At 64.2% G+C, this 4,289-nt stretch carries 4 protein-coding genes and 3 pseudogenes; 4 read left to right on the plus strand and 3 right to left on the minus strand.

Translation table 11 applies throughout. The features are described from left to right. Nucleotides 1–221 (plus strand): annotated as a pseudogene (locus WCB02_RS27915) (hypothetical protein); the annotation flags it as partial. A 217-nt stretch (nt 222–438) separates the two neighbouring features. Here WCB02_RS27915 and WCB02_RS27920 read toward each other — a convergent pair. Next, nucleotides 439–915, minus strand: coding sequence for an Hsp20 family protein (locus WCB02_RS27920; protein ID WP_423962985.1), 477 nt, complete (start codon nt 913–915; stop codon nt 439–441). 248 nt (nt 916–1,163) lie between these two features. Between WCB02_RS27920 and WCB02_RS27925 the strand changes: the two genes are divergently transcribed. Continuing rightward, nucleotides 1,164–2,111, plus strand: a complete 948-nt coding sequence (locus WCB02_RS27925; protein WP_423962986.1) for an alpha/beta fold hydrolase — start codon at nt 1,164–1,166, stop codon at nt 2,109–2,111. Between the two features lie 422 nt (nt 2,112–2,533). Then, nucleotides 2,534–2,968: a DoxX family protein gene (locus WCB02_RS27930; protein ID WP_423962987.1), complete on the plus strand. Its 435-nt coding sequence runs from the start codon at nt 2,534–2,536 to the stop codon at nt 2,966–2,968. Between the two features lie 49 nt (nt 2,969–3,017). On the opposite strand, the pseudogene WCB02_RS27935 reads toward WCB02_RS27930, so the two are convergent. After that, nucleotides 3,018–3,182, minus strand: a pseudogene (locus WCB02_RS27935) (ABC transporter ATP-binding protein); the annotation flags it as partial. A gap of 60 nt (nt 3,183–3,242) precedes the next feature. On the opposite strand from WCB02_RS27935, the pseudogene WCB02_RS27940 reads away from it, so the two are divergent. Then, a pseudogene (locus WCB02_RS27940) lies at nt 3,243–3,380 on the plus strand (methyltransferase family protein); the annotation flags it as partial. A gap of 117 nt (nt 3,381–3,497) precedes the next feature. Here the strand turns inward: WCB02_RS27940 and WCB02_RS27945 are convergent. Continuing rightward, a partial coding sequence (locus WCB02_RS27945) for a glycoside hydrolase family 3 N-terminal domain-containing protein (RefSeq protein ID WP_423962988.1) occupies nt 3,498–4,289 on the minus strand: 792 nt, incomplete at its 5' end.

Raw genomic sequence — 4,289 nt, forward strand, 5'->3', positions numbered from 1 at the left:
CCCCCGCGCCGGTCCCCAATGTCGCCAGTCGCACGGTGCCATTGCCGAGCGCGAAACCGAGCCAGCAGCCGCGCCAGCCGGCGCAGCAATCGGCGGCGGTGCAGCCAAAGCCATCTGCTGCGCCGCCGGCGCCGCAGGTGAGCAGTACGGTCGGTCAGGCCAGGCCGGCGCCGCAAATCCAGCCGACCCAGCCAATGCCGCAGGTGCAGGGTCTGGAGTAATCCCCGACAACGGGTTGTGCCGGCACGCAACCGCGAGCCTGGTCGAGCGTTCGAGGCCTTCGTTCCGATGGATCCGGAACGGAGGCCTCGATCTTTTTGTTTGACCCGTTACCCTGCGGCCGCACCCGCCTCGTTCGATCGCCGCCACAGCAAAAAACGCCCCGGTTGCCCGGGGCGTTTTGTCATCGCACGAAAATCGAGAGACCTTGATTTGCGATCAGGCCGCGGCCTTGTCGGCGGAGCCGTCGACCACCTGCGGAGCCGGTGTGCTCGATGCGATCGGAATGCTGCGGGGCTTCTTGGCCTCGGGGATCTCGCGCACGAGATCGACATGGAGCAGGCCGTTCTCGAGCGAGGCGTTCTTCACCACCACGAAATCGGCGAGCTGGAAAGCACGCTCGAAAGCGCGGGCGGCGATGCCGCGATACAGCACCTCGGCTTTGCCGTTGCCGTTTTCGCTGGCTGCTTTCTCGCCCTTGATCGTCAGCGTGTTTTCCTTCGCGACGATGGAGAGCTCCTCCTTGGCGAAGCCGGACACGGCGACGGTGATGCGGTAGGCGTTCTCACCGGTCCGCTCGATATTGTAGGGCGGATAGCCCGGGGTGCCGTCGGAGGTCGCCTGGTCGAGCAGGGAGAACAGACGGTCGAAGCCGACGGTGGAACGATAAAACGGGGTCAGATCGTAGGTACGCATGGGAAGTCCTCCATTGAGCGACTGTTGAGGATAACCCGCCCGCCATCGGGCCGGGCTCTCGTTCTGTGCAGCCCCAGCATTTCGCCCGGTCCTTGTGGCCCGGTGAAACACTGGTGGTGGCCTGCACGAAGATGATATGGGAGGGACAAGACGGTGTTCAAGAGGGCGGGAGGGACGCCCTTTTTGTTGCTTCAGCCTCCAGTTCACCCTTGTTTTTCAGCCCTTTTCACCTAGCCGGCCAAGGCCTCATGACGCTCGTCTCGATTCCCGCCAATCCCGTTCCGGAGAACGTCGTCACGGGTACCATCCGCACCCCCGACGGCGCCGAACTGCGCTTCGCGCGCTGGCCGGCGCCGGCGGGCCGCAAGGGCACGGTCTGCGTCTTCCCCGGCCGCGCCGAGGCGATCGAGAAATATTTCGAGACCGTGCGCGACCTGCGCGACCGCGGTTTCGCGGTGGCGATGATCGACTGGCGCGGGCAGGGCCATTCGTCGCGCCGGCTGCGCGATCCGCGCAAGGGTTATGTGCGCAATTTTTCCGACTACGAGGTCGACGTCGAGACCTTCGTGCAGCAGGTGGTGCTGCCGGATTGTCCGCCGCCGCATTTCGCGCTGGCCCACTCGATGGGTGGCGCGGTGATGCTGTGCACCGCCTATGCCGGCAAACGCTGGTTCGACCGCATGGTGCTGTCGGCGCCGATGATCGACCTGCCGGGACGCCGTACCGCATTTCCCGTGCGCGCGCTGCTCACCATCATGCGGCTGGCCGGGCAGGGCGGCCGCTACGTGCCGGGCGGCAGCGACGCGCTGACCGGCGCCAATTCCTTCGTCAACAATCCCCTGACCAGCGATCCCGTGCGCTATGCCCGCAACGCCGCGATCCTGGAGGAAGACCCCACCCTGGGCATCGCCTCGCCGACGGTTGCCTGGGCCGACACGGCGTTCCGCGCCATGCACACGTTCCGACGCACCAACTATCCCTCGCGGATCCGCCAGCCGATCCTGATGCTGGCCGCCTCCAACGATGCCGTCGTCTCGACGCCGGCGATCGAGGAGTTCGCCTATCACCTGCGCGCCGGCTCGCATCTCGTGATCGCCGGCTCGAAGCACGAAATCCTGCAGGAGCAGGACCGCTACCGCTCGCAGTTCTGGGCGGCGTTCGACGCCTTCGTGCCGGGCACGCCGCTGTTCAAGTGAGCTTGCATGCCGCGCGCTGAGGCCGCGGCGCTTCTGCGATCTTCAGGGGCAAGCGACCGGCGCCGAGAATATCCGTTAGTCTGCGCGACCCCGGCGTCTTCGGTGGCGACGTCTGATCGGAATGATCGGTCGAGCTATGACTTGCTGGCCCAAGCCTATCCACAGATCGACTGTCTCGCGCGTCCGTTCGAACAGCCAGCCCAGGCGCGGAGGGATGGCGGAGACGACGTCGACCTCGCCGATCGTCGTCACGCTCTACGCGCCACGACGTTTCGGTCGCGTCAATTGAGTTATATCAAAGGCACATTATTACACTGTGATAAAAAGCAATGGAATGTCCGATAAAATTCGGCAGGCCGCCGTGATTGATGGTTTCAGCCTCTGGGGCAACATCGGCCTCGCCAAATTCAGGGGAGATGGCAATGAACGAACAGCGTTCCGGTTTTGATGTGACGAATCCGGCTGTCTTTTTCCGAATGATGCTAGGCGCCCTGTACGTACCCCACATGCTGTTCAAGCTCATGGACATGCCTGGCGCGGTCGCCTTCTTCGATAAGGCCGGGTTCAAGCCCGCACTATTTTTCGTGGTATTGGCGCTGGTCATGGAAAGCATCGCGGCGGCAGGGTTGTTCTTCAATGTCCTGGTCAAGTGGACCGGGTTGGTATCGGCAGGCGTACTTGCGGTCGCAGTCTATGCCGTATTCGTCACCAAAGGCGTCGGCTGGCTGTGGAATCTCGGAGGCGTCGAATATCTCGTGCTCTGGGCGGCCGGTTCTTTCGTGTTCGCCCTGAACGCATGGAAGCAGGAAATCGCAAAATACGGCCGGGTGCATTTCTTGAGCCCTGCCCACGTTTGAGCGCGCAAACTAGAAACCCAGCAATGCGCCCGCGCGAGCCGCGCCGGAATCAAACCTCCAGCCATTCCTTACGCACAGCGGAATCGGCACCGAAATCATCCGGCTTGCCGCAAAACACGATCTTGCCGTGGCCCATGACGTAGACCCGGTTCGAGATCTTCAGCGCGATGGCGAGCTTCTGCTCCACCAGCAAGATCGCGACGCCGCGCCGGGAAGCTGCGGCTCGATCGCCGCCACGATAGCCTCGGTGATCTCATCCTGCACCGCGAATACGTCGGCGGCGGTGACCACGGCATACATCTTTGTCGGCATCTGGCTCGAGGAACGCGACCTGATCGACCTCTTCGGCGACGAATATCGCCGCTATCGGGAGCGCGTGTCGATGCTGCTGCCATGGCGCAAGTCGACCTGAACCTTTGGGCTCGACGAGGGCACCGCTCGCTGGCGGTGTCCCTTGCCTTTGGCGCCAGCTGCGATGCGGAGCTTGGTCGCTGTCCGGGCCATGGCGGACATCCAGCAAGCCCCGCATTCAATCCGGCTGAAGCTGCCGACTGGCGTTTCGCCGCAGTCGCATCTCGCTGTCGTGCAGGGTCGCAAGATCGAGCCTGCCCGCGGCCGCCGCATCGGCCGCGCAGGCAAAGATGCGATAGAACTGCGCGCCGTCATAGGCGACCAGCAGCAGGTCGATGCCGGCGTTGAGCGCCTCGACCACGGCCGTGCACACCCCGTGCTCATAGATCGGGCCCATCACGAGATCGTCGGTGATGATCACGCCCTGATAGTTCCATTGCTTGCGGATCAGCCCGTCGACCACGCGCTTGGAATGCGAGGCCGGCCGGTCGGGATCGATCGCGGTCAGATTGACGTGGCCGATCATCAACTGCGCGTTCGAGGCTGCGAGCACCTCCCTGAACGGACGCCAGTCCGACGTCTCGAGCACGTCCGGCGCGACATCGAGATCGGCGTGGAAATTGTGGGTATCGGTATGGAGGCGTCCCAGTCCGGGAAAGTGCTTGACGGTCGCGGTGACGCCGGAGGCTTCGAGGCCGCGGACATAAGCGAGCGCGACCTCGCTGACGATGGCCGGATCGGCGGCAATCGCGCGCTCGCTGGTCAGGGTATGGAAATCGAGCAGGGCGCGCCTGGGGGCGCCCTTGAGATCCAGCACCGGCGCAAAATTCTGGTTGACCCCGAGCGAGAGCAGCTCGCTGCCATGGGTTCGCCCGAACGCGAAGGCCTTGCGCACGCGCACCTCATCCGGCAACTCCGCCAGGCTGGACAGGCCCGGCAGCGCGGTCAGCGGCGGCGCCAGATGTGAGAC

The sequence above is a fragment of the Bradyrhizobium sp. genome, assembly GCF_049581145.1.
Classification (GTDB): domain Bacteria; phylum Pseudomonadota; class Alphaproteobacteria; order Rhizobiales; family Xanthobacteraceae; genus Bradyrhizobium.

Bases quoted from the DNA above. Each gene is read 5' to 3' on its own strand.
- WCB02_RS27925 (WP_423962986.1), top strand. From the start codon at position 1,164: ATGACGCTCGTCTCGATTCCCGCCAATCCCGTTCCGGAGAACGTCGTC.
- WCB02_RS27920 (WP_423962985.1), bottom strand. From the start codon at position 915: ATGCGTACCTACGATCTGACCCCGTTTTATCGTTCCACCGTCGGCTTC.
- WCB02_RS27930 (WP_423962987.1), top strand. From the start codon at position 2,534: ATGAACGAACAGCGTTCCGGTTTTGATGTGACGAATCCGGCTGTCTTT.